The sequence below is a fragment of the Streptomyces sp. KMM 9044 genome (assembly GCF_024701375.2).
Classification (GTDB): Bacteria; Actinomycetota; Actinomycetes; order Streptomycetales; family Streptomycetaceae; genus Streptomyces.
Window position 1 is genome coordinate 6,952,801 of the sequence record NZ_CP113910.1, and the last position, 25,680, is coordinate 6,978,480.

The 25,680-nt window shown below is 70.8% G+C and carries 21 protein-coding genes, 6 pseudogenes and 1 riboswitch; of the genes and pseudogenes, 13 read left to right on the forward strand and 14 right to left on the reverse strand.

Annotated elements, in window-relative coordinates; genetic code table 11:
* Nucleotides 1-776 precede the first annotated feature (776 nt).
* Both HUV60_RS31185 and HUV60_RS31190 read left to right on the forward strand, forming a co-directional pair.
* On the forward strand, nucleotides 777-1,289 hold the full coding sequence (locus HUV60_RS31185; RefSeq protein ID WP_257853389.1) for an SRPBCC family protein: 513 nt from the start codon (nucleotides 777-779) through the stop codon (nucleotides 1,287-1,289).
* 117 nt (nucleotides 1,290-1,406) lie between these two features.
* Entirely contained in the window at nucleotides 1,407-3,740 is a 2,334-nt protein-coding gene (locus HUV60_RS31190; protein WP_257853391.1) for an FdhF/YdeP family oxidoreductase, read from the forward strand.
* 391 nt (nucleotides 3,741-4,131) lie between these two features.
* Here HUV60_RS31190 and HUV60_RS31195 read toward each other — a convergent pair.
* Nucleotides 4,132-4,767 (reverse strand): annotated as a pseudogene (locus HUV60_RS31195) (IS110 family transposase); the annotation flags it as partial.
* 614 nt (nucleotides 4,768-5,381) lie between these two features.
* Here HUV60_RS31195 and HUV60_RS31200 point away from each other — a divergent pair.
* The gene (locus tag HUV60_RS31200) at nucleotides 5,382-6,578 is read left to right on the forward strand and encodes a baeRF2 domain-containing protein (protein ID WP_257853395.1); all 1,197 of its coding nucleotides are present in this window, start codon (nucleotides 5,382-5,384) and stop codon (nucleotides 6,576-6,578) included.
* Nucleotides 6,579-6,884: 306 nt separating this feature from the next.
* Nucleotides 6,885-8,093: an MFS transporter gene (locus tag HUV60_RS31205; RefSeq protein ID WP_257853397.1), complete on the forward strand. Its 1,209-nt coding sequence runs from the start codon at nucleotides 6,885-6,887 to the stop codon at nucleotides 8,091-8,093.
* A gap of 124 nt (nucleotides 8,094-8,217) precedes the next feature.
* Here HUV60_RS31205 and HUV60_RS31210 read toward each other — a convergent pair.
* Nucleotides 8,218-8,448 (reverse strand): annotated as a pseudogene (locus tag HUV60_RS31210) (integrase core domain-containing protein); the annotation flags it as partial.
* Between HUV60_RS31210 and HUV60_RS31215 the strand changes: the two are divergent.
* From HUV60_RS31215 to HUV60_RS31230, 5 genes and pseudogenes are all read left to right on the forward strand, one after another.
* On the forward strand, nucleotides 8,396-8,533 hold the full coding sequence (locus HUV60_RS31215; RefSeq protein ID WP_257853790.1) for a hypothetical protein: 138 nt from the start codon (nucleotides 8,396-8,398) through the stop codon (nucleotides 8,531-8,533). The pseudogene HUV60_RS31210 and the gene HUV60_RS31215 overlap by 53 nt on opposite strands.
* Before the next feature lie 283 nt (nucleotides 8,534-8,816).
* Entirely contained in the window at nucleotides 8,817-9,836 is a 1,020-nt protein-coding gene (locus HUV60_RS31220; RefSeq protein ID WP_257853399.1) for an aldo/keto reductase, read from the forward strand.
* A gap of 298 nt (nucleotides 9,837-10,134) precedes the next feature.
* Nucleotides 10,135-10,343, forward strand: a riboswitch (cobalamin riboswitch).
* Nucleotides 10,344-10,404: 61 nt separating this feature from the next.
* Nucleotides 10,405-11,334 (forward strand): annotated as a pseudogene (locus HUV60_RS31225) (ABC transporter substrate-binding protein); the annotation flags it as partial.
* 17 nt (nucleotides 11,335-11,351) lie between these two features.
* Nucleotides 11,352-11,618, forward strand: a complete 267-nt coding sequence (locus HUV60_RS34140) for a hypothetical protein (protein WP_443047561.1) — start codon at nucleotides 11,352-11,354, stop codon at nucleotides 11,616-11,618.
* 92 nt (nucleotides 11,619-11,710) lie between these two features.
* A pseudogene (locus tag HUV60_RS31230) lies at nucleotides 11,711-12,099 on the forward strand (methyltransferase); the annotation flags it as partial.
* A gap of 91 nt (nucleotides 12,100-12,190) precedes the next feature.
* Here HUV60_RS31230 and HUV60_RS31235 read toward each other — a convergent pair.
* The 7 genes from HUV60_RS31235 to HUV60_RS31265 form a co-directional block, all read right to left on the reverse strand.
* Nucleotides 12,191-12,526, reverse strand: a complete 336-nt coding sequence (locus tag HUV60_RS31235) for a TcmI family type II polyketide cyclase (RefSeq protein WP_257853401.1) — start codon at nucleotides 12,524-12,526, stop codon at nucleotides 12,191-12,193.
* Between the two features lie 28 nt (nucleotides 12,527-12,554).
* Nucleotides 12,555-13,037, reverse strand: a complete 483-nt coding sequence (locus HUV60_RS31240; RefSeq protein ID WP_257853402.1) for an SRPBCC family protein — start codon at nucleotides 13,035-13,037, stop codon at nucleotides 12,555-12,557.
* Nucleotides 13,038-13,039: 2 nt separating this feature from the next.
* A complete protein-coding gene (locus HUV60_RS31245) occupies nucleotides 13,040-13,300 on the reverse strand; it encodes an acyl carrier protein (RefSeq protein ID WP_257853403.1) in 261 nt (86 codons plus the stop codon).
* Between the two features lie 27 nt (nucleotides 13,301-13,327).
* Entirely contained in the window at nucleotides 13,328-14,578 is a 1,251-nt protein-coding gene (locus HUV60_RS31250; protein ID WP_257853405.1) for a ketosynthase chain-length factor, read from the reverse strand.
* Entirely contained in the window at nucleotides 14,575-15,843 is a 1,269-nt protein-coding gene (locus HUV60_RS31255) for a beta-ketoacyl-[acyl-carrier-protein] synthase family protein (protein WP_257853406.1), read from the reverse strand. Before HUV60_RS31255 ends, HUV60_RS31250 begins: the two co-directional genes overlap by 4 nt.
* Nucleotides 15,840-16,322, reverse strand: coding sequence for a cupin domain-containing protein (locus HUV60_RS31260; RefSeq protein WP_257853408.1), 483 nt, complete (start codon nucleotides 16,320-16,322; stop codon nucleotides 15,840-15,842). The genes HUV60_RS31255 and HUV60_RS31260 overlap by 4 nt, the downstream gene beginning before the upstream one ends.
* Before the next feature lie 69 nt (nucleotides 16,323-16,391).
* Nucleotides 16,392-17,531 (reverse strand): SchA/CurD-like domain-containing protein, encoded by a 1,140-nt coding sequence (locus HUV60_RS31265; protein ID WP_443047461.1) that lies wholly within the window; start codon nucleotides 17,529-17,531, stop codon nucleotides 16,392-16,394.
* A gap of 247 nt (nucleotides 17,532-17,778) precedes the next feature.
* Between HUV60_RS31265 and HUV60_RS31270 the strand changes: the two genes are divergently transcribed.
* Nucleotides 17,779-19,440 (forward strand): FAD-dependent oxidoreductase, encoded by a 1,662-nt coding sequence (locus tag HUV60_RS31270; protein WP_257853409.1) that lies wholly within the window; start codon nucleotides 17,779-17,781, stop codon nucleotides 19,438-19,440.
* A 22-nt stretch (nucleotides 19,441-19,462) separates the two neighbouring features.
* Here the strand turns inward: HUV60_RS31270 and HUV60_RS31275 are convergent, their stop codons facing one another.
* A complete protein-coding gene (locus tag HUV60_RS31275) occupies nucleotides 19,463-20,437 on the reverse strand; it encodes a hypothetical protein (protein ID WP_257853410.1) in 975 nt (324 codons plus the stop codon).
* 253 nt (nucleotides 20,438-20,690) lie between these two features.
* Nucleotides 20,691-22,142 carry a glyceraldehyde-3-phosphate dehydrogenase gene (locus HUV60_RS31280; RefSeq protein WP_257853411.1) on the reverse strand — a complete coding sequence of 484 codons (1,452 nt, stop codon included), beginning with the start codon at nucleotides 22,140-22,142 and terminating at the stop codon, nucleotides 20,691-20,693.
* Nucleotides 22,143-22,386: 244 nt separating this feature from the next.
* On the opposite strand from HUV60_RS31280, the gene HUV60_RS31285 reads away from it, so the two are divergent.
* The gene (locus HUV60_RS31285) at nucleotides 22,387-22,788 is read left to right on the forward strand and encodes an SseB family protein (protein ID WP_257853412.1); all 402 of its coding nucleotides are present in this window, start codon (nucleotides 22,387-22,389) and stop codon (nucleotides 22,786-22,788) included.
* Here the strand turns inward: HUV60_RS31285 and HUV60_RS31290 are convergent.
* The 3 genes and pseudogenes from HUV60_RS31290 to HUV60_RS31300 all read right to left on the reverse strand — a co-directional run.
* Nucleotides 22,742-23,218 carry a MarR family winged helix-turn-helix transcriptional regulator gene (locus HUV60_RS31290; protein ID WP_257853414.1) on the reverse strand — a complete coding sequence of 159 codons (477 nt, stop codon included), beginning with the start codon at nucleotides 23,216-23,218 and terminating at the stop codon, nucleotides 22,742-22,744. The genes HUV60_RS31285 and HUV60_RS31290 overlap by 47 nt on opposite strands.
* A gap of 77 nt (nucleotides 23,219-23,295) precedes the next feature.
* Nucleotides 23,296-24,264 carry a LacI family DNA-binding transcriptional regulator gene (locus tag HUV60_RS31295; protein ID WP_257853415.1) on the reverse strand — a complete coding sequence of 323 codons (969 nt, stop codon included), beginning with the start codon at nucleotides 24,262-24,264 and terminating at the stop codon, nucleotides 23,296-23,298.
* Between the two features lie 42 nt (nucleotides 24,265-24,306).
* Nucleotides 24,307-24,881, reverse strand: a pseudogene (locus HUV60_RS31300) (carbohydrate ABC transporter permease); the annotation flags it as partial.
* A 66-nt stretch (nucleotides 24,882-24,947) separates the two neighbouring features.
* Here HUV60_RS31300 and HUV60_RS31305 point away from each other — a divergent pair.
* Together HUV60_RS31305 and HUV60_RS31310 are read left to right on the forward strand one after the other, a co-directional pair.
* Nucleotides 24,948-25,169, forward strand: a pseudogene (locus tag HUV60_RS31305) (glycosyl hydrolase 53 family protein); the annotation flags it as partial.
* A 223-nt stretch (nucleotides 25,170-25,392) separates the two neighbouring features.
* The gene (locus tag HUV60_RS31310; RefSeq protein ID WP_257853417.1) at nucleotides 25,393-25,647 is read left to right on the forward strand and encodes an ArsR family transcriptional regulator; all 255 of its coding nucleotides are present in this window, start codon (nucleotides 25,393-25,395) and stop codon (nucleotides 25,645-25,647) included.
* The last annotated feature ends 33 nt before the right edge of the window (nucleotides 25,648-25,680 follow it).

Consider the following 25,680-nt stretch of genomic DNA (forward strand, 5'->3'; position numbering starts at 1 on the left):
GGGCGCCTGGATCCCCCGGGTCTGCTTCGTTCGCCAGGCCGGGGGAGTAACGTCCCTCGGACGTCGACGCCGGTGCCTGTCGGTCCGGAGGCGTGACTCTTGCCATGGTGCGGAACTCCCACTCGACGTGAAGGCGGTGAGGCTCGCCGCAGAGCGGTGCGGTCTCCGGCGGCGGCCTGGAGGAAAGCGCGAACGCGGTGAACTCGGGACCGCCGGCCCGCCCGAACGGCGACCCTTCCCTGAACTGCCGTCGGAGTTGTTGACGATACTTTCAACTTGTGCCGAGCCGCCCGCTCGGGGGCGCTGTGGTCCGAGCCGCGCCCCCACCGAAAGGGGTAACCCGTGCGTTCGCCCCTCGTCCGCGGTCTGCCCGGTCTGCCGGTCTCCCGGCCGAACGAGACCGGCCGCTGTAGCCTGCGCGGCGGCTGCGGCGATACTCGCTTCGCTTCTGGGTGCGAGTACCGCGAGCGGCGCGGCGGCGTCCCTCCCCGGGGCCACGGCGGGCGGCCTGGCGGGCCCGCCTGCGGTGAAACCCGTACTGGACTGCCCGGAGGTGATGGGCAGCACACGGGCCTCCCCGGACAGCGCCCCGGCGACACGGAAACCGGGGAGACCGCATCCGGCACCTGTGTGCGCCGGTCACCCGTATGCCCGACCACCGGTCGGCATAAGACGGTGCTTCCCGGAGACTCGATGGTGCGAGCGTGGGTGAGTGCCCGGTGGCGTGCTGCGCGACCACCGGTGACGGCGAGGAGACGGGCAAGGTACTGAGGTCCATGAGCACCATCGAAGAGTCGATCGACATCGACGTCCCGGTTCATGTGGCGTACAACCAGTGGACGCAGTTCGAGACGTTCCCCCGCTTCGTGGACGGCGTCAAACGCGTCGACCAGATCCAGGCGGTGATGACCCACTGGGTGACCCGGTTCGGCCCGAGGACGTACGAGTACGACGCGGAGATCGTGGAACAGGTCCCGGACCGGCTGGTCCGCTGGAACGTCCTCGACAAGCCCCGGCACGCCGGCACGGCGACCTTCGAAGAACTCGGCACCGGCCGCTGCCGGGTGACCCTGCGCGTCGACCTGCGGTCCCGGGGACTCCTGAAGCGGACGGCGGCTGCTCCCGGCCTCGCCCGCCGTGTGGTCCACACCGCTCTGACGTCCTTCAAGGAGTTCACCGAGGGACAGGGCCGCGAGACCGGCGCCTGGCGCGGCGAGATCAGCAGGGGCCACGTCCAGCCCACCGAGGGCCGGAGCCGTCCCCACGTGCCGACCTGGCCGACCGGCTGACCGGCCGGGCGATGGGCGGGCCGGACCAAAGGGCCGGCCGGTCCCGTACCCGGCAGAGCGGCCACGGGGCCGTAGGGGCGTCGGGGGGACGCAGGACACGGAGCGAGGAGAGACACGTTGCAGAAGCCGCCGAGCGAGGAACCGGCCGACGACCGCCTTGAGGTCACCCCGCCCCACACCTGGGCCGCGGGCGTACCAGCGGTGTACAACGCGATGAAGTACTCCCTGGGCCAGACGTCGGTCCGGCGTACGGGGCTCACGCTGTTGAACCTCAACCAGGTCAGCGGCTTCGACTGCCCCGGCTGCGCGTGGCCCGAGCCCGAACCGGGGCACCGCCCCATGAACGAGTACTGTGAGAACGGCGCCAAGCACACCAACGATGAGGCCACCTCACGCCGTATCACGGCTGATTTCTTCCGCCGGTACCCGATCAGCGAGCTGGCCGGGAAGTCCGACCGGTGGCTCAACCAGCAGGGCCGCCTCACCCGGCCCGTGGTCAAGCGGCCCGGCTCCGACCACTACGAGCCCATCAGCTGGAGCACGGCCCTCGACCTGCTCGCCGACGAGCTGAAGGCGCTGGACTCCCCGAACGAGGCGGTCTTCTACACCTCCGGCCGCGCCAGCAACGAGGCCGCGTTCGTCCTGCAGCTCTTCGCCCGCGCGTTCGGCACCAACAACCTGCCGGACTGCTCCAACATGTGCCACGAATCCAGTGGCGCCGCGCTCAACGAGACCCTCGGCATCGGCAAGGGCGACGTGTCGCTGCGCGACATCTACCACGCCGACCTCATCCTGGTCGTCGGCCAGAACCCGGGCACCAACCATCCCCGGATGCTGTCCGCGCTGGAGAACTGCAAGCGCCGCGGAGGCAGGATCGTCGCCGTCAACCCGCTGCCCGAGACGGGCCTGGTCCGCTTCAAGCAGCCCCAGCGGCCCCGCGGCATCATCGGTCGCGGCACGCAGATCGCCGACCGCTTCCTCCATATCAGGATCGGCGGAGACCTGGCCCTGTTCCAGGCGCTCAACCTCCTGCTCCTGGAGGCGGAGGAGGCCGCGCCCGGCACCGTCCTCGACCGGGACTTCATCAACGCCCAGACTGAGGGTTTCGAGGAGTTCACCCGGCACCTGCGCGCCACCGTCTCCTGGCCCGAGGCAGAGAAGGCCACCGGTCTGACCCGCGCCCGGATCGAGGAAGTGCGTGACATGGTCCTCGAGAGCAAGCGCGTGATCGTCTGCTGGGCGATGGGCCTGACCCAGCACAAGCACGGTGTGCCCACCATCCGCGAGGTGGTCAACTTCCTGCTGTTGCGCGGCAACATCGGCCGGCCCGGTGCCGGTGCCTGCCCCGTGCGAGGTCACAGCAATGTGCAGGGTGACCGGACCATGGGCATCTGGGAGCGGATGCCGGACCACTTCCTCGACGCACTCGCCCGTGAGTTCCACTTCGAGCCGCCCCGCGAGCACGGCTGGGACTCCGTCAACTCCATCCGGGCCATGCGCGACGGCCGTGCCACCGTCTTCCTCGGCCTGGGCGGGAACTTCGTCCGTGCCGTTCCGGACAGCGAGGTCAGCGAGGCCGCCATGCGCAACTGCCGGCTGACCGCGCACATCTCCACCAAGCTCAACCGCTCCCACGTCGTGTGCGGCGAGACCGCCCTGATCCTGCCCACCCTCGGCCGCACCGAGCGGGACGCGCAGGCCACCGGCGAGCAGTTCGTCACCGTCGAGGACTCCATGAGCCGGATCCACGCCTCCCGCGGCGTCCTCGAACCAGCCTCCAAGCACCTCCTCAGCGAGGTCGCCATCCTCAGCCGCCTGGGCCGCCGTACCCTCGGCGACAAGCCCTCCGTCCGCTGGGAACGCTTCGAGACCGACTACGACTGCGTCCGCGACCACATCTCCCGTGTCGTCCCCGGCTTCGAGGACTTCAACACACGCGTCCGCCGTCCCGGCGGCTTCGGCCTGCCCAACCCGGTCAACGAGGGCGTCTTCTCCACGCCCGTCGGCAAGGCCCTCTTCAGCCGCAACGACTTCGAGGCCCTGACTGCCCCGCCCGGCCATCTGATCCTGCAGAGCCTGCGCTCCCACGACCAGTGGAACACCGTTCCGTACACGGACGACGACCGTTACCGCGGTATCCACGGATCCCGCCGCGTCGTCTTGGTCAACTGGTACGACATGCGTGAACTCGGCCTGGGAGAGGGGGAGCCGGTTGATCTGGTCGGTGTCTGGAAGGACGGTGCCGAACGCCGGGCGGAGAACTTCCGGGTGGTCGGCTACCCGACCTCACGGGGCTGTGCGGCGGCCTACTACCCGGAGACCAATGTGCTGGTGCCGCTGGACAGCGTGGCGGACCTGAGCAACACACCGACGTCGAAGGGGATCGTGGTGCGGCTGGAACCCCGGGAGGGGGCGCGTGCGGGGGCGGCGGGAGAAGGAGCTTCGCTCTGATCCCGGCCGCGGCGGCGTCGCCGCGATCCCGGCCGCACCGCCCGATGGCACATCGCCCACCCCGGGGGGCCGCTCTCGCCTCAGTGCCGGTTCTGGTGCTGGTCCCCATGCCGGCCGGGGCACGCCTTCCAGCCGGTGCCGTAACCGCCCGGGGCACCTGGAACGCTGTCGGCGTCCGGGCCGCCGCAGAGGCTCTCCGCGGCGGCCCGGAGACGCGGCACCGGTGCCCGCGCGGAAAAGGGGGGACGCGGAATCCAGGTCGCGCCTGCTGTGTGCCACGGTGGCGCCCCTCGATCGCTCCTTTCCCTTCCTGCTTGTCGCGGGCCCGCCGATCCTGGGGAGGCGCCCACCACCGTGTACGGATCGAGGTCCGGTCACGCCTCACCGCTCCGCGCCGGGCAGTTCGAGGAGCCTTCTCCGAGAGCCTGCGGCGACCGGCCCTGCGCAGGGCGGCCGGGGGAGCCGTAGCGTTCCAGGAGCCAGGTGACGGCCTGGTGGTCGAGGCGGGGCCCAGGACGCGTTCCAGGCTGGGGTGGAACTGGGTGAGCAGGCCGCGTATCCGGTTGGACGTGCGGGTGGCCTCGGCGGCGACGTCCTGGTCGAAGCCGCCGAGGACCGTGAGTTCGGCGGTGATCTCGTCGGTCAGCTCCAGGGACCGCAGGGTGTGCGGCATGGTGCGGGCGGTGTCCGCGATCACCGCGGCGTCCTTGGCGTCGGTCTTGGCCTCGCCGGGGTAGAGGTCGGCGATCCGCCGCATCGCCAAGCCGGGCAGGTAGGCGACACGGCAGCCCGCGTCGCGGGCGACCGTCAGCGGCAGGGCCCCGATAGAGGCGGGCTGGTCCACGATCACCAGAACGGTGCCGAACTTCGCGGTCAGCTTGTCGAAAACGGCCCGCAGCCTGGGTTCGCTGTCGGGCAGCGGCTTGTCGAAGACCTTCTTGCCCGCGGGGGTCAGTCCGTGGCCGTGGTGGGTGGACTTGCCCACGTCCAGGCCCAGGAACACGCCGACGTTGTCGATCTCGAACATGCTGCCCCTCCAGCGGTGTCGACGGTGCCGGCCTCGGCTCGGGTGTCGTGCTCGCGCATCCACGTTATGCAGACCTGCCGCCCGCGAGCTGTCCGGCATTGCGCCGGACCGGGCGGTGGCCGGACCTCTGATCAGCGTCTCCGACGAACCCCCCCGGGCCCGGTGACACCACCCCCCAGGTCATGCCTTCGACAGGGGGACACCGTCATGCCGGGCCCGGAGGCCAGCGGCCCTCTTGCAGGACCGCGAAAAAGATAACGGGGAGCCGTACTCGGCACACTTCTCGGCTGGCGGACCACGTTCTGGGCCGTCGCAGCGCTCTGTCTCGAGACCCTTGAGGTGGGCCGACGGATCGCCGCGGCTCCATCCGACACCGGGCAGTCCGTCCGGCCAGCGGGTGGCGGCCAGACGTGAGTGGAGCTCGTCGAGCCCTTCGGGGGCATGCCGGGGAAGGGGGCCTGCCGACGACGGGGGCCGTGGCACGGGGCGCGGCGGGAGCGCTCCGCCGGACGGAGCCGTCGGGCTTGGTCGGGGAAATGCGCACAACGGTGGGTGTCCTCCGACGGCGTTCGGGCACTCGGTCCCGGAATCGCTGGGACGTATGTGGAGGAACCATGCAGTTGTCATTCCTTGAGCCGCTTTTCGACCGTCCCGGCCCCTGGGCGACGGTCTACTTCGGCCCCGGCGAGAACGACGAGGCGGGTGCCAAGCGGCGCGAGCTGTCCGTACGGGAAGCCTGCCGGACGCTGGAGGAGAACGGTGCTGACCAGGCGACCACGCAGGCGGTCCACGACGACCTGATGGGCCTGAGCCCCGCGAAGGACCCGGCGGGCCGGGTCGTCTTCGCCACTGGAGGCGAGGTCGTGCTCGGACATCGTCTCTCCCGGCCCCCGCAGCGGGACATCGTGGCCTGGGCCCCTCTGCCGCGCCTGACCCCCCTGCTGGAACTGGCCGGCCAGGACCCCGTGTGCCTCGTGGCGTACGTCGACCGGGCCGGCGCGGACTTCGAGGTGCGCGGGGTGACCGGGCGCCCGCAGGACGCCGGGCAGGTGGAGGGCCGGCAGTGGCCGATGCACCGCACGTCCACGGCGGACTGGTCCGAGCGGCACTTCCGGCTCAAGGTCGAGAACACCTGGGAGCACAACGCCGACGAGATCGCACGGGCACTGACCGGAGTGTACGAAGAGTCCGGCGCCGATCTGATGGTGCTGGTCGGTGATCCCCGCGAACGGCCGGCGGTGCACGACAGGCTCCCCGACGCCGTCCGCGAGGTGACGGTGGAGACCGAGCACGGAGGCCGCGCCGCCGGTTCGTCCTCACCTGCACTCGAGCAGGCCATCGAGCAGGCCCGGAGCCAGTACACCCGCCGTCGCGTGGAGGAGGCGCTGGAACGCTTCCGCGCCGGACGGGTGGGCACCGATCGGCCCACGGACGCCGTCGAGGGTGTCCCGGCCGTGGTGGAGGCGGCACGCGAGCACCGTATCGACACCCTGCTGATCCGGCCCGACGGACCGGATCTGGGCCGTGAGACGTGGGTGGGTGCGGAGCCCGATCAGGTGGCGGTGCGCCGGACCGATGCGCAGACCCTCGGCGAGAGCGACCCCGCCTCCGCCCGCGCGGACGACGCGCTGCTGAGGTCGGCCGCCGCCACGACCGCCGACGTGCTGGTTGTTCCGCCGCTGGATCCTCGGAATGTTTCCGATGCCCCCGAGGTTTTCGAGGCAGCCGAAGGTGCGAGGGCCGACGCCGACATCCCGGTGGGCGGTCTCGGTGCCCTGCTGCGCTGGACGTACGAGCCCACCGTGCGGTGACGGGGAACAGCGCTCGGCCCTGACCTCCGTACAGTTGCCGCCGTCCGCCGGGGCGGCGGCAACATGTGCGAGGCGGTGTATGACCTGGACAACGTTGCCACCGTTGCCACATGTCAATATATGACCAATCGATTATTTGAATGACCCTCGGTCCGAGGGAGTTCCCACGACGCCGTCACCCAGGCGCGCAGCTCGAACTCACCACGACCGCCACGGGCCGAGAGACTTCTGGGCTCTGGGCCCAGGGGCCGACGTCGCCCCCGCCCCCGCTCCTGCACCGCTGCCTTCGAAAGGTTGTTCCGCACCATGCCGCTGGCTCTGCTGGCCCTGGCTGTCGTCGCGTTCGCCATCGGCACGACCGAGTTCGCCACGATGGGGCTGCTGCCCCAGATCGCCGAGGGGATCGACGTGTCCGTGCCGCACGCCGGCAACCTCGTCTCCGCCTACGCGCTCGGTGTCGTCGTCGGCGCACCCCTGCTGACGGGCATCGGTGCGCGCATGCCCCACAAGCGACTGCTGCTTCTCCTGTCGGGACTGTTCGTGGTCGGCAATGCGGCGTCCGCGCTCGCTCCCGACTTCGGTCTGCTCTTCGCCGCACGGTTCCTGGCGGGTCTGCCGCACGGAGCGCTGTTCGGTGTGGGAGCCGTCGTCGCCTCACGACTGGTCGCCCCGGGGCGCGCGGCGCGTGCCGTCTCAAGGGTGTTCCTCGGTCTCACCGTCGCCAACATCGTCGGAGTCCCGGCCAGCACGGCCCTTGGGCAGCAGTTGGGCTGGCGGGCCGCCTACTGGGCGGTCACCGCCATCGGACTCGTCGCCCTCGTCATGCTGGCCTGCTTCGTCCCCCACCAGCCACGTGGCAGGCAGTCCGGCATCCGGACCGAGCTGCGGGCCATGGGCAACAGGCAGGTCGCGATCGGCATGGCCGTCGCCGTGGTCGGGTTCGGCGGATTCTTCGCCGTCTACAGCTACTTGGTGCCCATGCTGACGAATCTGACGGGAATATCGGACTCCTCGACCACTCTGGTCCTAGCGCTCTACGGCGTCGGCATGACGCTCGGCACGCTGATCGCGGGTCCGCTCACGGACCGTGCCCTGCGGCCGACGCTGTATGCGGGCCTGGCGCTGCTCGCCGCGGCACTGGTGACGTTCTACTTCACCGTGCACAGTGTCGTGCCCGCCCTGTTGACGATCACCGTCATCGGCGCGATGGGCTCTCTCATCACCACGCCCGTCCAGATGCTGCTCATGGCCAAGGCCAAGAACGCCCCGACGATGGCGGCGGCCTCCAACCACTCCGCGTTCAACCTGGCCAACGCGGGTGGGGCCTGGATCGGCGGTCTGGTCATCTCGGCGGGCTGGGGCTGGGCCGCGCCCAGCCTGGCCGGTGCGGCTCTTGCCCTGGCAGGCCTCGGTCTGGCCTTCACGGGGGGTCTGATGGACCGGGGCAGCCGGTCCTCCGACGTGATCATGGAAGGTCCGGCCGTGGCCGACCAGGAGACACGTACGGTCACGTGACGACTTGAGAAGAGGATGAACCGTGCCGGGCCCGTCAGAAGTGTGGGCGGGCCCGGCACGGTGTCCAGCCAAGGGGGGGCGACACCGGGGGGGGCTTCCCCCGAAGCGTGGACACCGTTTGCCATGCGGCAGAGGTCAGCGTAACCGATCGCTGTTCGAAGGCGATCGGACTGACGTATCCAAGGCCCGAGTGCCTGCGTCGCGTGTTGTAGCGGGTGACCCACCGGAACACTGCGAGGCGGACCTCACGCGACCCTGACCAGCGTTTCTTTCCCTGGAGGGTCTCTCTTTTCAGGGTTGCGTTGAAACTCTCCGCGGCGGCGTTGTCCGCGCTCGCCCCGGCGGCCGGCGAACTGGCCGGCGCGAGCAACGGGCTGCTCACCCTCGGTCCGGTGTGGGCCCACTTGGCCGACCTCGCGGTCGCCCTCAAGGACACGTGACGGTTCTCCACCGCCGCCGGACGGCCGATCCGGTGCGGGAGCGCACCACCGGCCCCGGCCGCGACGGCGCACCGGCGCGTCCGTACCCGCCGTGACGAAGACGGCGGCTGCCGTCCTTTCGGCCGCGGTCGCCGTACCACTGTCGCACTTGTAAAGCGGAACGCTGCTCCGTATTATTTCCGGAGCGGCGTTCCGCTTTTTCGTGGTGTCGGAGTGGACGTCCGGCAACCAGGCCACGCCGCGCCCTACCACAACACCCCACTCCCTATGGAGGAACACGGCCATGCAATACCGCACCTTGGGCCGCACCGGCGTGCAGGTCAGCTCCCTCGCGCTCGGCGCGATGAACTTCGGCAGGATCGGACGCACCACTCAGGACGAGGTCACCGCCGTCGTCGACGCCGCCCTGGAGGCAGGGATCAATCTCGTCGACACCGCCGACGCGTACAGCGGCGGCGAGTCGGAGGAGATGGTGGGCAGGGCCGTCGCCGGGCGTCGTGACGACATCGTGCTGGCCACGAAGGCGACGATGCCCATGGGGGACGAGCGAAATCATCAGGGCAGTTCGCGCCGCTGGCTGGTCACCGCCCTTGAGGACAGCCTGCGCCGCCTCGGCGTCGACCACGTCGACCTCTACCAGATCCACCGATGGGACCCGCACACCAGTGACGAGGAGACCCTGTCGGCGCTGACCGATCTGCAGCGCGCCGGAAAGATCCGCTACTTCGGCTCCTCGACCTTCCCGGCGCACCGGATCGTGCAGGCCCAGTGGGCCGCCCGTGACCATCGCCTGAGCCGCTACGTCACCGAACAGCCCAGTTACTCGATCCTGCAGCGCGGGATCGAGACCCACGTGCTGCCCGTGACCGAGGAGTACGGCCTCGGCGTACTGGTGTGGAGCCCGTTGGCCTCCGGCTGGCTCTCGGGTGTGGTCCGCGAGGGCCGGGACGTCACCACCAACCGCTCCACGTTCATGCCGCAGCGCTTCGACACCGCCGTCCCCTCCAACCGGGCCAGGCTCGACGCCGTCGAGCGACTCGCCAGGATCGCCGATGAGGCCGGCCTGACCATGATTCAGCTGGCGCTCGGATTCGTGACCGCGCACCCCGCTGTGACCAGCGCGCTGATCGGCCCTCGCACACTGGACCACCTGCGCTCGCAACTTGCCGCCGTCGGCACCGTGCTCCCCGCCGACGTGCTGGACGCGATCGACGCCGTGGTCACCCCCGGCACCGACCTGGCCGCGCACGAGAAGAACGACACCCCGCCCGCGCTGCTCGACCCCTCGCTGCGCCGCCGTTGACCCTCCGGGGGCCGCGCGCCGAAGGGGAACGCGCACGGCAGGCCGTCGCACGGGTGCTCCCCGCGACGGCCTGCACGGAACGCGCCGTGGCCGGCGCCGACGCAGGTCGCGGTCCGTTCGGGGCCAGAATGCCGGTGTCCACACCGGCGCGGCTCGGCGGGAGGCGTCCGTCCACCCGTGAGGACAGCTGCAGCGTACGCGTCCGAACCCTCTGAGCAGTCCCATGTCCGACCGGTCCGCCACCGACGGCACCGGACAGGGCAACCCCATACGCTCCGTCCAGGCCGCCCGGCCGATCTTGGTACGCTTCCGAGCCAGTCGTGCCACATCCGAGGCCAGGGAATCCGGTGGAAATCCGGAACTGACGCGCAGCGGTGAGGGGGGACGGGCGGAGCATTCATGACGCCACTGGGGCGGCCGGCCGGAAGAACGACGCGCACTGCCCCGGGAAGGCGCTCCGTCCGGGCGAACCCGAGTCCGAAGACCTGCTGGCACCAGGCCGCCATGGGCGGCGGGGTCCTCCGCAGGCCAGGCTCCGCGTGCGAGTCCCGACAGGCAAGGCGTCCCCGTGCCCCGTGCTCTCCCCGCTGCCGTGCCGCAAGCCCTTCTCATCGCTCCCGCCCTGCTGCTCACCGCCTGTGATGGTGACCCCGGAGACGACGGCGCCGGCAAGGGCCCGGACAAGCCCGCCGCGTCCGTCCACCCGCTCGCCCTCGACAACTGCGGACACCAGGTCACAGTGAAGTCCGTACACCAACGGGTCCTCTCCCTCAACCAGGGCACCACCGAGATCCTGCTCGCCCCCGGCCTCGCCGAACGCATGGCCGGCACCGCCACCTGGACCGACCCGGTGATGAAGGACCTCGAGAAGGCCGACGCGTCGGTGCCCCGCCTGGCGGACAACGGTCCGTCCTTCGAGAAGATGCTGGAACCGAACCCGACTTCGTCACCGCCTCCTTCGTCTCCACACTCGGCAGAGGCGGCGTCGCCACCCGTGAGCAGTTCGGGGAACTGGGCGTACCCACGTATGTCTCACCAGCCGACTGCGCCGCCGGAAAGGGCAACGACAGCGGTGGTGACGGCTCCCGCAGTGAGCCGCTCGCCCTCGACACCGTCTACGCCGAAATACGCGACCCTGCGTGCGTGTTCGGCATCGAGGAACACGGTGACAAGCTGGTCGCGGAACTGAAGGAGCGGGTACGCAAGGCCACCGACGGCCTGGACGCTTCCGGCACCTCCCTCATGTACCGGCTCGCCAACTCGCAGTCGCCCTACCTGGCAGGCTGCTGCGGCGCCCCCGGTGCCATCACCCGCGCGACCGGTGCCGAGAACGGCCTTCTCCGACACCCACGACGAGTGGCCGCAGATCAACCGGGAGACCGTCGCCGACCGCGGCCCCGACGTCATCGTCCTCGGCGACCTCACCCGCAGGTCCCGGACCGCGGAAACCGCCGAGGCGAAGATCCGTTTCCTGGAGACCAATACGGCTCCGGCAAGTCGACACTGCTGCGCCTGCTGGCCGGCGTCCTCACGCCATCCGCCGGCGTCGTCCGGCTCGACGGCCGGGCCCTGCCCGAGGCCGGCCGCCGGGCCGTCGCGCGCGCCGAGGACACCCTCGTGGCCTGGAAGCGGGCCGAGAACAACAAGGGCACCTTCCCGCTGTCCGGCGGTGTCGTGGCCTTCAAGAACTTCGTGGGCGCGGCCAACGAGCGCAACACCGTCCGCGACACCCCGGTCACCGGCAACACCTGCACGCTCTTTGAGCCCGCCGGACTGTGCTGAACTCCCCGCCGCACCACCGACCCGTCCCTCACCACCCCGCCCCCAGCTCCCGCCCTCCCTCGCCACGGCACAACAGAAGAAGCGAGGCGACGGATGGCGCCGGCCCCCGGCTGTGGGAGGACGGCGCGCCGGCCGGCCGGGCCCGGCTCATCGCCGGGGACCGCCGCCAGGACGTCCCCGTACGGGCGGACCTCTGCCTCATCAAGAACGTTCTGGAGCGGGCACGACGACAGCACCCGCCGGGTCCTGGCCGGCATCCGCGCGGCCCGGAGCGCGCGCCGTCGTCATCGACAACCTCGTCGACGACACCCCGCCGATGCGGTTCACCACGGCCATGGACCTGCTGCTCCTCACCGTCGGCGGTGCCAAGCACACCCGGCAGAGCATGACCGGCCGGCTGACCGAGGCGGGCCTGGTCATCGGCGAGGTCCGGCCGGTCAACGCCTGCCCGCACGCCTTCGAGTGCACCGTCCCCGGCTGATCCGTACCGCACCGGCCGGGTCCAGCCCCGAGGCCGCCGGTCCCGCGACACGCACGGGACCAGCGGCCTCGGGGCGTTCCGGGCCGGCCGCTCAGGAGCCGGCGCCGCGCTCCCAGTGGTAGAAGCACTGCGCCATGGCGTCCTTGGGGCTGCGCCAGGTCCGGGGGTTGTACGGGCTGACGTACGCCTCCAGCTGTTCGCTGATGCCGCGGAACTCGGGGTGTCCGGCCACCTTCGCGATGGCGGGCGCCGGGTCCCGCTCGGACTCGATGAGGTGCAGATACACGTCGTCGCCGAACTGGAAGAGCCGGCGTCCGCTCACCCCGATCAGGCCAGGCAGTTCACCCCGGTCGGAGGCGGCGAACACATCGGCGATCTGTGACGCCGAGCCGGGCGCCATACGGGCCACGATGAGTGCGTGGTGCATCGACGGTCCTTTCCGGATCGGTCGGCGGTCAGCGGGAGGTGACGGACGCGGTGTTCCTGCGCTCGTCGGAGGCCTGCTCGATCCGGTCCCGGATGAGCGCCATCTGCGTACGAGAGTTGCGGTTGATGTTGTCCGTCATCCAGGCGTCGTCGACCGGTGCGTCGGGTTTCATCGCGAAGTCCTGCGTCCAGTTCATCCGGACGCCGTCCGGCAGCTGCTCGTACTCCCACAGGATGTTCATGTGGGCGAACGGGCCCGTCTCGACACGGCGGGCGCGCACGGTCCGGCGGGCCCGGTCGGGGGTGCGCTCGGAGACCCAGCTCCACACCTTCCCGTTGTCGTCCGGGTGCATGGTCAGCCGGAACGTCGTGGTGTCGCCCTCGCGGGAGAGCACCTCGACCGACGCATACTCGCTGAACAGGTCCGGCCAGTTCTCGAGGTCGTTGGTCATCTCCCAGACGAGGTCGAAGGGAGCGTCGACGGTGATGCTGTTCTCGGTGTGTCCTGCCACTTTCAGGCTCCAGCCTTGAGGGTGCTGTTGACGAGGTCCAGAAACTCCCGGGGCGACCTGCAGCGCTCCGAGTCGGGAGGAAAGGAGAGGCCGTAACGGTTCTCCAGCTCACCGACGATGCCGAGCAGGCCGAGCGAGTCGAGGCCGAAACTGTCGAAGGGGGACTCCGCGGCCTGCTTCAGCTCCTGCGGGTCGACGGTGATGCCGGCGGCCTTTTTCATCAGGACGGCCAGTTCGTCGACGGTCACTTCAGCGGTGATCATGTGTGTCTGCTCCTTCCGCGCCCGGACCTACCGGGCGGATTCGCCGCCGCGGCGCACGACCAGCGCCGCGTTGGAGCCCATGAGTCCCCTGCTGAGGACGAGGGCCGTGCGCAGCTCGGCGGGCCGAGCACGCGCCATCACCAGGTCGAGGTCGTGGCAGATGTCGAACACGTTGGGCGTGGGCGGCACCTGGTCGTGTTCCATGGCGAGCACCGCGGCCACCGTGTCCAGCACGGGCGCCGCGCAGTGGGCCCGTCCGAAACCGGTCTTCGGCGCAGTGACGGGTACCCGCCTGCCGTGCGCGCCCAGCGCGTCGGCGATCGCCAGCGCCTCGGCGCGGTCCGCCTCCGGTACGCCCATCGCGTCGGCGAACACCACGTCGATGTCCTCCGGCGCGGCGCCCGCCTCGTCGAGGGCGCCGCGGATCGCGCGGGCCAGACCCTCCCGCGACTCCTCCCACCGAGAGGCGCCGGTGAAGGTGGCGGCATGGCCGGCGAGGGTGGCCCGCACCGGTACCCCCCGCTCGCGGGCCCGTTTCTCGTCCTCGACGACGAGCAGCGCACCGCCCTCGGCGGGCACGAACCCGCAGGCCTTCGCGGTGAAGGGGCGGTAGGCGAGGTCCGGGTCCTCGACGGCGCTGATCTCGGGGTAGCCGAGCTGGCAGACCATCGAGTACGGGGCCAGCGGGGCCTCCGCGGCCCCGACGACCATCGTGTCGGTGCCGCGCCGGACCGCACCGGCGGCGTGTGCGAGGGAGTCGAGACCACCGGCCTCGTCGCTCGCCACCACACCGCACGGGCCCTTGAAACCGCTGCGGATGGAGATCTGTCCGGTGCTCGCGGCGTAGAACCAGGCGATGGACTGGTACGGGCCGACGAACCGGGGGCCCTGCCCCCACAGCTTCTGCAGCTCACGCTGCCCGAACTCACCGCCGCCGGAGCCGGCCGCGGTGACCACGCCGACGGAGAACGGCTCCGCGGGATCACCGCTGCCGAGCCCGGCGTCGTCGAGGGCGAGGGCGGCAGCCGCCATCGCGAAATGACTGAACCGGTCGGTCTGGACCAGGAACCGGTCCTCGATGAGGGCCGCCGCGTCGAAGGAGCGGACCTCGCCCGCCACCCGCAGCGGCAGGTGCCCGCAGCCCTCACGGGTGATGCGGTCCAGCACGCCGATGCCTTCACTGACGGACTTCCAGTAGGCGTCGGTCCGCTGCCCGTTGGGTGCGATCACACCGATGCCGGTGACGGCCGCGCGGCGGGGTTGCCGAGTGCTGCTCATGGTGTCCTCCCACCCGGCCCGGTCAGCAGTACCGCGGACTGGAAGCCGCCGAAGCCGCTGCCGACGGAGAGCACGTTCCTCAGCTTCCGGGGGCGGGCGGTGCGCGGCACGTAGTCCAGGTCGCACTCGGGGTCGGGGGTCTCGTAGTTCGCCGTCGGCGGTACGGCCTGGTGCCGCAGGGCGAGCACGCAGGCCACCACCTCGATCGCGCCGATCGCGCCCAGCGAGTGCCCCACCATCGACTTGATGGAGCTCATGGGCGTGTCGTAGGCGTGGGCCCCGAGGGACCGCTTCACCGCGGCCGTCTCATGCCGGTCGTTCTGCCGGGTGCCGGAGCCGTGCGCGTTGACGTAGTCGATCAGTGTGGGATCGATACGGGCCTGGTCGAGGGTGCTGTTGATGGCCCGCGCCATCTCCAGGCCCTCGGTGGTCAGACCGGTCATGTGGTAGGCGTTGCCGTACGTGGCGTAACCGCCGATCTCGCAGTGGATCCGCGCGCCACGGGCCCGCGCGTGCTCGTACTCCTCGAGGACCAGGACAGCCGCGCCCTCGCCCATCACGAACCCGTCGCGGTGCGCGTCGAAGGGGCGGGAGGCGTGCTCCGGGTCGTCGTTGTTCGGCGACGTCGCCTTGATGGCGTCGAAGCACGCCATCGTGATCGGCGAGATCGGAGAGTCGGAGGCCCCGGCGATGCAGACGTCGGCCCGGCCCTCGGCGATGGTGTGGAAGCCGTATCCGACCGCGTCGAGCCCGGAGGTGCAGCCCGTGGAGACGGTCTGCACCGGGCCCCGCGCGCCGAACCGCTCGGCGACGACCGAGGCGAGCGTGCTCGGCTGGAACGCCAGGTGCAGCTTGGGGTCGGCCGCCCGGTGGTCCACGTTCCAGCGGGTGCCGTGCTCGCTGACCTGGACGTAGTCGTGCTCCAGCCGGGTGGTGCCGCCGACCGCGCTGCCCAGCGACACCGCGGTGCGCCACGGGTCGTCGCCGGCCTGGTCGAGCCCGGAGTCGCGGACCGCCTCCCCGGCGGCGACCACGGCGAACTGGATGTACCGGTCGGCGTGCTGGCACAGATCCGGATCGAGTCCGTGGTCGAACGGGTCGAAGTCGCACTCGGCGGCTATCCGCGAGCGCAGGCCGCTCGGGTCGAACAGGGTGATGCCGCGGGTCGCGGTGCGACCGGCCGCCAGAAGGTCCCAGAACGCCGTCGCCCCGGTGCCGCCGGGAGCGACCACCCCGATACCGGTGACGGCCACCCGGCGGGTCACTTTATAGCCTCACTGCGCCCGGCCGGCCGGCCCTGTCCGGTCCCGGACGCGACCGGCCCGCCCACGGTCAGCTGGGGGCCGGCCTCGGAGCCGGCGTTCTCCTCGGTGTCGACGTGCCCGAGGCTCGGATGCGGGGCCAGCGGGCCCAGGTGGAAGACCATGCGGGCCTCGGCGTCGGAGACGTTGCGGAAGCGGTGCCGCATGTCGATCGGGATCATCAGACCCTGCTCGGCCCGCAGCGCGAACGGCTCCCCGTCCAAATCGACTTCGAGCGCGCCGCTGACGACGTACACGAACTCCTCGGAGTACGGGTGGTAGTGCTCGCCGATGCGCTCACCGGGCTGGATGACGGCCAGACCCATGAAGCCGCTGGTGGAACCCACCGTGGCCGGGGTGAGGAGGGTCCTGAGGTCGCCTCCGCGCCTTCTGTTGGGTTCCGTCTCGCTCAGGTCCACGATGCGTGGATGCTGCTTGGACATGGTTGGTACCTCCGGGTGGGGCGGGGGGGCGCCCGGGCGGCCGGCCGCGGACGTCACCACGTTTTGCCGTCAGGAATCCGCTGCGCTGCGGTCGGTGACGGGCAGCATGTCGGCGTGCGACAGCAGCCGGTTGAGATTGCGCTCCGAGTTCAGCGGGACGTCGACGCCGACCGCAGCGCCGTCCAGGAGCCGCTCCAGCTCCGCCGCCCTCCCCGCACCCTTGACGCCCAGGGCCCATTCGGGGTCGCGGTCGAGGTCGCCGGTGACGTCGACCATGCGGACCACGATGTCGTCGCGCTGGAAGACGGTGCTCGTGAAGACGCGGCTGTCCGGGTCGCAGGCCGCGGCCTGGTCCTGATGGGCGAGGAACCGGGCCAGCTCCATGCCCCGGCCCTGGACGGCCGGGTAGTACAGCGCGTGCCGCCGCAGACCGGCGGGCTCGGGGCCGTCCGCGCGGACGTGGTGCACGGAGGGGAGCGCGGCCCGGGTGAAGAACACCCGCGCCGAGCCGGGATCGGACAGATCCCGCTCCTGCTCCAGGTGGGGGTCTATGGCCGTTTCGACTGCCCGGATCTCGGGCCGGGCGGCCACGTGGCGCAGCGCTGCGGCCAGGTCCCCCTCGACCTCCATGCACCGCACCACGCGGTTGCCGTGCATGAACACGGAGGTGCGACGCAGTCTCGTGTCCGTTTCCAGCAGGGCCTTGGGAGACGTGTACCCGGCCAGGTGCTCCGCGACCTTGGACTCGCTGCCCGGCTTGACGGTGAAAGTGAGCGCGTGGCGGGCCACCCCGGCGCCCACACGGACCTGCGCCTGCAGACCGGACCGCGTCTTCGCCCCGGGGCGCGGCTCCGTCTCGCGCAGGACGCTGTAGCGCACGGAGCGGGTGTCGCGGACACAGCTGTGCATCGGGCGGACGATCTCGATGTGCTCCTCGCTGTTCACCCAGGCGAGGAAAGGGAGTGCGCTCTCCCACTCGCTGGTGATGAGCCACTGCGAGGGGTTCTCGATCGACTGGCAGAGCTGGTCCTGGATGTGCCCGGGAATGGAAGCGACCTTGCTGCTCATGTGTTCGTAAGCCTCGAGGAACTGCTCCTGCGCCCCGTCGTACAGGTCGAGCAGCAGAATCACCCGCAGCCTGGATCCGTCGAACGCCGACTGCGCTATGCGTCCCGCCATGGGTCCGGTCGTGCGTTCCGTCGTGGTCATCCGGCGCACCTCTCCTCTTCTTCACGAAAGGCTCTTCAGTGGAGGTCGGAAACGGCCTCGTCGCCGAAACGGCAGGGCTCGCCCTGAACCGATCATTGACGCGCCCCGCGATGTGCGCGAGACACACGGAGCAGGTGGGTGAACCACGCGCCAACCGGGTGCCGCCGGGACGCGAATCGGTCCGTAACGGGCATGGATGCGGCGTCCTGTTCCCTCGCCCGTCGAGGGCGACGCTGGAGGAACTTCAATGAACCGATTGCAAGAGGCCGGCGAGACCGGCCACCGGACCCCCGTTCTCATCGTCGGCGGCTCCCTCGTGGGTCTGTCCATGTCCGTGTTCCTGGGGCGTCTGGGCGTGCCGCACATGCTCGTCGAACGTCACACGGGCACGTCGGTCCACCCGCGCGGGCGAGGCAACAATGTGCGCACCATGGAGCTGTTCCGGGTGGCCGGAGTGGAGCAGCGGATCAGGGAGGTCGCGTCGGTCCTCGCGGACAACCACGGCATCATGCAGACGCCGAGCCTGGCGGACGGCGACGGCGAGTGGTTGTTCAAGGAGATCGACCCCGGAGGCGGGCTGGCCCGGTTCAGCCCCGCCGGGTGGTGCCAGTGCAGCCAGAACGACCTCGAACCGGTGCTGCTGGCCCACGCCCGTGAACTCGGCGGCGATCTGCGCTTCGCGACCGAGCTGATGTCGTTCGAGCAGGACGACGACGGGGTGGCGGCCCAGGTCAAGAGCCGGGAGACCGGCGAGCCCACCACCGTCCGCGCGGACTACCTGGTCGCCGCGGACGGCCCGCGCAGCCCCGTGCGGGAGCGGCTCGGCATCAGGCAGAGCGGTCCGGGCGACCTGTTCCACAACGTGAGCGTCACCTTCTCCTCCCGCGACCTCGCAGGTGTCGTCGGCGACCGGCGGTTCATCGTCTGCTACCTGACGAACCCGGAGGCCGACGGGGCACTGCTGCCCGTCGACAACACCGAGAACTGGGTGTTCCACGCACCCTGGCACCCCGAGGACGGCGAAACACTCGAGGAGTTCACCGACGAGCGGTGCGTCGCCCACATCCGGCGGGCGGTCGGCGTGCCCGGCCTCGACGTCAAGATCACCGGCCGGGCCGCCTGGCACGCTGCCGAGCGGGTCGCCGACCGGTACACCGACCGCCGAGTCTTCCTCGCCGGCGACTCGGCCCACGAGATGTCGCCCACCGGGGCGTTCGGCTCCAACACCGGCATCCAGGACGCGCACAACCTCGCCTGGAAGCTGGCCGCCGTCCATGCCGGCTGGGCGGGCCCCCGACTGCTGGAGTCCTACGAGGCCGAGCGCCGGCCGGTCGCGGAGGCGACCAGCGCCCGTGCCTCGAACCGCTCGGCCGAGCACAGTCACCCCGGCTACACGCCCGCGGCGGGCGCCGGCAGCAAGGGCCCCAAGGGCGGAATCCTCAACGTGGCGCTGGGCTACCGCTATCCGCAGGGCGCGGTCGTCGGCGGCGACCCGGCGGCGCCGGTCGTCCCGGAGGGGCTGCAGCTGACGGGAGAGCCGGGCACCCGGGCCCCCCACCTGTGGCTGGACCGCGACGGCGTCCGCATCTCCACCCTCGACCTGTACGAGCGGTCCCTGGTGCTGCTGACCGGCGAGTCGGGCGACGGCGCCTGGCACACCGCGGCGGCACGAACGGCACAGCAGCTGCAGGTGCCGCTCGGCGCCTACCGGATCGGTACCGGCCCCGCCGCGGACCTGACGCCGGACGACGGAGTGGACTGGGCCCAGGCCCACGGCGTCACCGGGGACGGCGCGGTCCTGGTCCGCCCCGACGGATTCGTGGCGTGGCGCTCCGAAGGGGCGGCGGTGGACCCCGCGGCGGCGTTGCGGAAGGCCGTCACGGACATCCTGGCCCGGGAACAGGACTGACGGTGCGCGCGGTGAGGCGGCGTCAGGCCCCTCTGACGCCGCCCTGCCGTCCCCGCTCCGCCTTGGCCTTGTGCTGTTCGAACCGCTGGACCGCGGGTCCGTCGTCGTCCCACGGCCACGGGGTCACCGTGCCCTGGAGCGCCTCGAAGACATGGTGCGCGTCGACGGCCCGGCCGGCCGCGCACAGCGCGTACGCCAGGACGTTCAGGTCCGCCTGGGCCGCCGCGTGCTGGAAGAATCCCGGCTTCGCCCAGAGGGATGCGGCCTGCTCGAGCGAGGCCGCGATCTGCCCGCCGTTCCACAGCTGGTCGGCCGTCATGGCCCGGACACCGCCCTGCGCCACCAGTCCCTGGTACTGCCGGACGGCCGCGGTCAGTTCGATCGCGGCGCACGGCGCGTTGGCCGGTATCCGGGCGCGCACCACATCGATGAAGTCCAGGACGGCCGCACTCGAACCCCCTTCCTCCGGCGACAGATGGGCGAGCATCTGCAGATAGGCCTCGCGGTGCCAGCGGTCGCGTCCGGTGGCCTCCCGCCAGATGGCGTTGACCTCGCTCTGCGGATACCGCTCGATGCGGGCCATGCCGAGCAGGACCACCCAGGGCAGCGGATCCGCCGGACTCAGCTCCGCGGCCCGGTGGCACTGGGTCACCAACTGCCCCGCGTCCTCCAGGTGTCTGTCCCGCAGGCCGTGCATCAGGCCGACCCACGAGTGGAACACCAGCGCGTCGGGATCCTTCGGCGACCTGGTCAGCCAGGCCGAGGCCAGGTCGGATCCCGATTCGGCCGTCTCCCCGGCCAGCACGGACACCCGATGGCTGCGCCGGTCCCAGTTGTCCCCGGTCTCCTCAAGGAACCCCGCGACGAGAGTCACCTCTGTCGACTTGACACCTCCACCGCGCTTGCTCACCTGCCGGAGGACGCGCGCGAGTGCGTCGTCGTCGAGAGCGGGGACAATACGGGGACGTTTACCGGTACGACTACTGAAAAGCGCCATGTTCGCAGACTAGGAACTGTGCCGGGCTGGGCAACCGATACGAGCCGATCGTTACCGATCCGGACCTCGACGTAACGCGGTTTCGCCACCACATCGTCGCCTGGGGCCTGAACATGCCCTTACCTATGGGTAGTTGAGGGGGCCGGCGCGGAGCGGCGGGGCGGGCCGACTGCTCGCCGGCCCGCCCCGCCGTATCCTCCGCGTACCTTCCGGCGGTATGTCCTGCCTGCCTGCCCGTGTCCGTGCCTGGCGGTCAGGAAGCCTGGGCCGACGCCGGGAAGGTCGGGTACTCCACCCCGGAGACGTACTGGACGACCCGGACGACCTGGCAGGAGTAACCGAACTCGTTGTCGTACCAGAGGTACAGGATCGCGTTGTCGCCTTCGACCTTGAGGGCTCCGGCGTCGACGATCGAGGCGTGCCGCGAGCCGATGAAGTCGCTGGAGACCGCGTCGGGGGCGCTGATGAAGTCGATCTGACGCTTCAGCGGTGAGGTGAGCGACACCTCGCGGAGGTACTCGAGCACCTCGCCGCGGCCGGCCTCGCGGCCCAGTCGCAGGTTGAGGATCGCGATGGAGACGTCCGGCACCGGGACCCGGATCGAGCTGCCGGTGATCGTCGCGTCGAGGTCGGGCAGTGCCTTGGCGACGGCGGAGGCGGCACCCGTCTCGGTGATCACCATGTTCAGCGGCGCGGAGCGGCCGCGGCGCTCGGACTTGTGGTAGTTGTCCAGCAGGTTCTGGTCGTTGGTGAACGAGTGGACGGTCTCCACGTGGCCACGCAGTACGCCGTATTCGTCCGCCATCGCCTTGAGTGGCGGGACGATCGCGTTGGTGGTGCAGGACGCGCAGGAGATGATCTGCTCGTCGGGCTTGAGGGTGTCGTGGTTCACGCCGTGCACGATGTTGGGCACGTCACCCTTGCCGGGCGCGGTCAGCACCACCTTGTCGACGCCGGGCCGCAGGTGCAGCGAGAGGCCCTCGCGGTCGCGCCACGTGCCGGTGTTGTCGATGAGGATGGCGTTCTTGATGCCGTACGCCGTGTAGTCCAGCTGTGACGGGTCGTCGGCGTAGATCACCTTGACGGTGTTGCCGTTGGCGACGATCGTACTGCTCGCCTCGTCCACGGTGATCGTGCCCTGGAACTGCCCGTGCACGGAGTCGCGGCGCAGCAGGGAGGCGCGCTTGACGATGTCCTGCTCGCCGCCCCGGCGGACCACGATGGCGCGCAGCCGCAGGCCGTTGCCGGAGCCGGACTTCTCGATGAGCAGGCGGGCGAGGAGCCGGCCGATACGGCCGAAGCCGTAGAGGACGACGTCGCGCGGCTCGCGCCGGTCGATCTTGTGGGCACCGGTGGCGCCCGCCACGGCCTCGGCGGTGAACTCCTCCACCGACAGTCCGCGGTTGTCGGTGCGGTAGGTCGCGGCGAGCAGACCGAGGTCGATCTGGGACGGGCCGAGGTCGAGTGCGGTGAGCGCCCGGAGGAACGGCAGCGTCTCGGTGACCGACAGCTCCTGGCCCGAGATCTGACGGGCGAAGCGGTGGGTCTTGAGGATCGAGACCACCGACTTGTTCACCAAGGAGCGGCTGTGCAGCAGGACGGTGACGTCGCGCTCGCGGTGGAGCTTCCCGATGACCGGGATCATCGACTCCGCGATTTCCTCGCGGTGTTTCCAGTTGGTGAACGAGTCTTCGTTGACAGTCACAGGATTATCTTTCGAGCTAGGCGTCGCTCATATGATAACCGTGCCGATCAGGGGGTTCTGAGGGGGTGCCCGCCCTCCGGGTGCCCGTCAGGATTGCGGCCCGCGCGATCGGGTACGCGTGCAGGACCGCGCCCGGAGCGGATCCCGGAGCGGATCCCGGCCCGACCGCTGATCTGCCGATCCGCCGATCCGCCGGTTCCGTCCGGGACGGGTCCGTACGACCGCCGTTACGAGGGAAACTGCCATGGAGACACCCGCGCACGAGAACAACGCCCCCACGTCCGCCCAGCGGGCCCTGAACACTCTCGCCGAGAACACCCAGGACGCGGCGGCACTGGACGCACTCGCCCACAGTGACGTACTCATCCCCGTGCCCGACGACGCGGGCGACGAGGCCGCCGAGCCCGGCGCGGTCGCGCTGCCCGTGATGGAGCAGCCGGACGGCATCCAGGTGGTGCCGGTGTTCACCTCGGAACTGGAGATGTCGGGGCTGCTGCCCTTCGTCTCCCGCTACCGGCTGGTGCCGCTCGGTGCGCTGGCCGCGCAATGGCCGGCCGACGAGCTGTCCCTCACCATCGACGGCAGCTCGGAGCACCGCCTCACACTGACGTCCGAGGGGGTGCGCACCCTGCTTGCCCGTCCCTAGGCGCGCCGCCGGGCATGCCGCGGCCGTCCGGTGCGGCGGGCCACTCGCCGAGCGCGCGTGCCAGGGCCGCGCGCTGGAGCGGCAGTACCCCGGCGTGCAGGGCGCGGCCCTTGCCGGTGAGCGTGACGTAGACGCCCCGCCGGTCCTCCGCGCAGATGCTGCGGGCGACCAGGCCGTCCTTCTCCAGCCGGGCGATGAGGCGCGACAGTGCACTCTGGCTGAGGTGGACCCGCCCGCCCAGATTCTGCACCCTGCACTGCTCGCCCTCCCGGGGCGACGCGGTCGCGAGCAGGTCGAGCACCTCGAAGTCGGATGCGCCGAGACCGTGCGGATGCAGCGCACGATCGATCTCGCCGAGGGTGCGGGCGTGCACCGCCAGGATCTCCCGCCACCGCTCCTCGAGCCGGACGCCGACCGTGTCCGCTGTCATGGTTGAACAGTAACATTTGTTCGATATTCAACTAATGAGGGGATGGTGCGCGTCGTGCCCGGGCCCGGCGCGTGTTCCTAGGCCGACCCGCGCTTCACCAGTTCCGTCGGGAGGATCACCGTTGCCGGGTCCTCACCGCCGACCTGGGCCAGCAGAACCCGTACCCTCTCGGAGCCGATGCGGTCCCACGGCTGCCGGATCGTGGTCAGGCCGGGACTGGTGGAGACCGCGGCCTGGGAGTCGTCGAAGCCGCCGACCGCCACGTCCTCCGGTACCCGCCGCCCCGCGCGGTGCAGCGCCGTCAGCACGCCCTGCGGCGCCATCAGGGCCGAGGCGACGAACACGTCGTCCATGTCGGGCGCCCCGGCCGGCAGCCGCTCCGCGCCCGCCTCGCCGCTGGCCCTGCTGTAGTCGCCGGAGACGAGGAGCCGCTCGTCGCTCCCGATGCAGGCCTCGGCGAGCACCTCCTTGTACCCGGCGAGGCGCTCCACGCCGCCCGGGGTGTCGAGCGGGCCGGTCACCATGCCCCCCCTGCGCCGGCCGAGCGACAGCAGATGGCGCACCATGTCACGGGCGCCGTCCCGGTCGTCCGCGGCCACGTGGCTCACCTTGGCACCCAGTCCGGTCGGCTTGCCGCACGCGACCAGCGGGACGCCCGCGGCCCGCAGCTCCTCGGCCACCGGATCGCCCGAGTGACTGGAGACCAGCAGCACCCCGTCGACATGCCCGGCGGTGATGCACCGCACTATGCGCCGCCGTTCGGCCTGCGTGCCGGCGATCATCAACAGCAGCGGAATGTCGTGCGCGCCCAGTGCCTGCGTGCAACCACGCAGCAGAGCATTGAAGTCGGGATCCTCGGAGAACCGCTCCTGAGGATCCGTCAGCAGGAAGCCCACCGAGTCGGAGCGGCCGGTGATCAGCGAGCGGGCGTGCCGGTTCACCACGTAACCCGTCCTGCGGATCGCGGTGCTGACCGCTTCCGCCGCGGACGGGCTGACGTAGTGGCCGCCGCTGAGCACGCGCGAGACACCGGCCTCGCGCGCCACGTCATGGATCGTCGGCGGCCTGCGCCTGCCCCCCCGTGTTGCTCAGGGGCATGACTTTACGGCTCCGGACAGCAGATTCAGGCTCCAGAACCGCTGGATGACCGGGAAGAGCGCGGCCAGAGGGAACACCGCGGGGAACGCACCCGTGATCACCAGGGTGTACAACGCCGGGGTGTTGGAGCCCTGTTCGAGGAGCGTGTGCAGACCGAGCGTGATGGGGAACTTCTTGTTGTCGCTGAGCATGATGTACGGCAGCGGGAAGTTGTTCCAGATCGCGACGAACTGGAGCAGGAACACCGTCACCAGTCCGGGCAGCATCACCGGAAGCGCGACCCGGGTGAAGATGCGCCATTCGCCGGCCCCGTCCATCCGCCCGGCCTCCACCACGTCCGACGGCACCGACGCCGCGGCGTAGATCCGCGCGAGGTAGACGCCGCACGGGGGGAGAGGATCTGCGGCAGCAGCACGGACGGGTAGGAGTCCGTGAGGTCCACCTGGGCGAGCAGCAGGTACTGCGGGACGGCGAGGATCGCCGGCGGCAGCAGCACACCCGCGAGCAGCACGTTGAACAGCGTCTCGCGGCCCCGGAAGCGGTAGACCGCCAGCGCGTAGCCGCTGAAGGGCGGCCTGCGCGGCGGCCGAGTGGATGTCGCCGTTGCCGAAGGCGTCCTGGTACACCTTCATCAGCGGACACCCGGTGGACGAACGACGTGGCGAGCATCGTGGAGGCCGTTCCGAACGGGCGCGGCCTCGGGATCTTCTACTGGGCGGCCACCTGGACCGCCCGCACCGGCAACGGCTGGGACCCGGCCGGCCCGGCCTCCGGCAACGGCTGGGACAACCAGGCGCTGTTCGGCTACGACGACCGGGCGCTGCCCGCGATGTCGTGGTTCGGCCACCGGTGAGCGTGTGAGCTCCTGACGTACTCCGGGGCCCGGCCGTGCACCGACGGGACGTGTGCGGCCGGGCCCCGCACTGGTGCGCCGTGGAGTCCCTGTGCTCTTCAGCCGTCTTTCTCACGGGGTGGTTCGGCTCTCCGGGACAACGCGCCGGAGAGCCTGACACGAAGGCGTCGGCCGCGGGACGGTAAAAGCGCCCGGAGAGGACGCCGGGGCGGAGGCGGACAACATGATCAGGACTCCCGACGACGGGACACGGCTGCACATCCTGGCCTGGCCGGGGGAACCCGGCCGCGCCGAACACGGCGCCACCGCGGAGGCCGTCGCCGGCCGGTTCGGCATGACCCACCCGGTCGCCCTCACCCACCTCCGGCTGCTCGCGGCCGTCGGCCTGCTGCGCACCGCCGCCGCCGGGCGTCCGTACTACCGGTGCGACGAGGTGCGGATCGCCGAGGTCGCGCGGATGCTCGAAAAGGGCTGGTAGCGCATACGGCTGACGGCATACACGTCCGTGGGC

Coding starts and splice junctions, on each gene's coding strand:
- HUV60_RS31185 (WP_257853389.1), top strand. CDS start 777: ATGAGCACCATCGAAGAGTCGATCGACATCGACGTCCCGGTTCATGTG.
- HUV60_RS31200 (WP_257853395.1), top strand. CDS start 5,382: ATGCAGTTGTCATTCCTTGAGCCGCTTTTCGACCGTCCCGGCCCCTGG.
- HUV60_RS31205 (WP_257853397.1), top strand. CDS start 6,885: ATGCCGCTGGCTCTGCTGGCCCTGGCTGTCGTCGCGTTCGCCATCGGC.
- HUV60_RS31220 (WP_257853399.1), top strand. CDS start 8,817: ATGCAATACCGCACCTTGGGCCGCACCGGCGTGCAGGTCAGCTCCCTC.
- HUV60_RS31235 (WP_257853401.1), bottom strand. CDS start 12,526: ATGCACCACGCACTCATCGTGGCCCGTATGGCGCCCGGCTCGGCGTCA.
- HUV60_RS31245 (WP_257853403.1), bottom strand. CDS start 13,300: ATGATCACCGCTGAAGTGACCGTCGACGAACTGGCCGTCCTGATGAAA.
- HUV60_RS31250 (WP_257853405.1), bottom strand. CDS start 14,578: ATGAGCAGCACTCGGCAACCCCGCCGCGCGGCCGTCACCGGCATCGGT.
- HUV60_RS31260 (WP_257853408.1), bottom strand. CDS start 16,322: ATGTCCAAGCAGCATCCACGCATCGTGGACCTGAGCGAGACGGAACCC.
- HUV60_RS31265 (WP_443047461.1), bottom strand. CDS start 17,531: ATGACCACGACGGAACGCACGACCGGACCCATGGCGGGACGCATAGCG.
- HUV60_RS31270 (WP_257853409.1), top strand. CDS start 17,779: ATGAACCGATTGCAAGAGGCCGGCGAGACCGGCCACCGGACCCCCGTT.
- HUV60_RS31275 (WP_257853410.1), bottom strand. CDS start 20,437: ATGGCGCTTTTCAGTAGTCGTACCGGTAAACGTCCCCGTATTGTCCCC.
- HUV60_RS31285 (WP_257853412.1), top strand. CDS start 22,387: ATGGAGACACCCGCGCACGAGAACAACGCCCCCACGTCCGCCCAGCGG.
- HUV60_RS31290 (WP_257853414.1), bottom strand. CDS start 23,218: ATGACAGCGGACACGGTCGGCGTCCGGCTCGAGGAGCGGTGGCGGGAG.
- HUV60_RS31310 (WP_257853417.1), top strand. CDS start 25,393: ATGATCAGGACTCCCGACGACGGGACACGGCTGCACATCCTGGCCTGG.